The 2,105-nt window shown below is 49.3% G+C and carries 1 rRNA gene; it reads right to left on the bottom strand.

Annotated elements, in window-relative coordinates:
- Positions 1-94 precede the first annotated feature (94 nt).
- Positions 95-2,105 (bottom strand): 23S ribosomal RNA (locus HDE70_RS27070); the annotation flags it as partial.

Below are 2,105 nucleotides of genomic sequence, written 5' to 3'. Positions count from 1 at the left end.
TGTTTGTTTCGCTTTGTCCACTGCGGACCCGGCTATCAAACGATGACATATTATTGAAAGAAGTTAGTTATGAAGAACAAACAACAGTTTATTGCTCTTGAAAGCTTCGGATGATTAGTATTACTCGACTATGCTGTCACCAGCTTTACATCTGTAACCTATCAACGTAGTAGTCTGCTACGGTCCTATATGGAATTCTCATCTCGTGGCTAGTTTCGCACTTAGATGCTTTCAGCGCTTATCTATTCCCAACGTAGCTACTCTGCAATGCCCCTGGCGGAACAACAGATTCACTAGAGGTTAGTCCAACCCGGTCCTCTCGTACTAAGGTCAGCCCCACTCAAAATTCCTACGCCCACAACAGATAGGGACCGAACTGTCTCGCGACGTTCTGAACCCAGCTCGCGTGCCACTTTAATCGGCGAACAGCCGAACCCTTGGGACCTTCTCCAGCCCCAGGATGTGACGAGCCGACATCGAGGTGCCAAACCTCCCCGTCGATATGAGCTCTTGGGGGAGATCAGCCTGTTATCCCCAGCGTACCTTTTATCCTTTGAGCGATGGCCCTTCCATGCAGAACCACCGGATCACTATATCCGTCTTTCGACCCTGCTCGGCTTGTCTGCCTCACAGTCAAGCAAGCTTATGCTATTGCACTCCTCATACGGTTACCAAGCGTATTGAGCTTACCTTTGAAAGCCTCCGTTACCTTTTTGGAGGCGACCACCCCAGTCAAACTACCCATCAAACAATGTCCCCCCCGAAAGGGGTTAGACACCGAATACAAAAAGGGTGGTATTTCAACGTTGACTCCAGAACGCCTAGCGACGCCCCTTCATAGTCTCCCACCTATCCTACACATCCTGTATCCAATGTCAATGTTAAATTGTAGTGAAGGTGCATGGGGTCTTTCCGTCCCGTTGCGGGTACCCGGCGTCTTCACCGGGACCACAATTTCACCGAGCTCATGGCTGAGACAGCGCCCAGATCGTTACACCATTCGTGCAGGTCGGAACTTACCCGACAAGGAATTTCGCTACCTTAGGACCGTTATAGTTACGGCCGCCGTTTACTGGGGCTTCGATTCAATGCTTCTCCTTTAACAGATGACATCCCCTCTTAACCTTCCAGCACCGGGCAGGTGTCAGGCCTTATACTTCATCTTTCGATTTTGCAAAGCCATGTGTTTTTGTTAAACAGTCGCCTGGGCCTTTTCACTGCGGCTGACATTGCTGTCAGCGCCCCTTCTCCCGAAGTTACAGGGCCATTTTGCCGAGTTCCTTAGCCATGATTCACTCGAGCACCTTAGAATTCTCTTCCCGGATACCTGTGTCGGTTTGCGGTACGGGTTTTTATAACCTGAAGCTTAGCGGTTTTTCTTGGAAGTCTGATTACCTGCGCTATCCACTTACCCGAAGGCTTGCGGTACTATCGACCTTTAGCTAGAGTGGCGGATTTGCCTACCTCTCCAATACCTACAGTCTTTAACGATCTATTCCGTCAGATCGCGGCAGTGTCACTACTCCGTCCCCACATCGCAGTTATAAAAAGTACTGGAATATTAACCAGTTGTCCATCGAATTTCCCCTTCGGGTTCTCCTTAGGCCCCGACTAACCCTGATCCGATTAGCGTTGATCAGGAAACCTTATCCTTTCGGTGGGCAGGTTTCTCGCCTGCCTTATCGTTACTTATGCCTACATTTGCTTTTCCAGAAGCTCCACCACAACTTACGTCATAACTTCGCTGCCGCTGGAATGCTCCCCTACCGTAATATTCACATATTACCCATAGCTTCGGTGTACTACTTTATGCCCGTTTATTATCCATGCACGATCGCTCGACTAGTGAGCTGTTACGCACTCTTTAAATGAATGGCTGCTTCCAAGCCAACATCCTAGCTGTCTAGGCAATCGCACCTCGTTAGTTCAACTTAGTAGTAACTTGGGGACCTTAGCTGATGGTCTGGGTTCTTTCCCTCTCGGCCCGTGACCTTAGCACCCCGGGCCTCACTGCAGTGTATATTTATTAGCATTCGGAGTTTGTCTGGATTTGGTAGGATTTGACTCCCCCGCACCCAATCAGTAGCTCTACCTCTAATAAACTT

This window comes from Pedobacter cryoconitis (assembly GCF_014200595.1).
GTDB lineage: Bacteria > Bacteroidota > Bacteroidia > Sphingobacteriales > Sphingobacteriaceae > Pedobacter > Pedobacter cryoconitis_C.
Note: the sequence above shows the minus strand (reverse complement) of the source record. Positions and strands in the feature narration are given on the sequence as shown.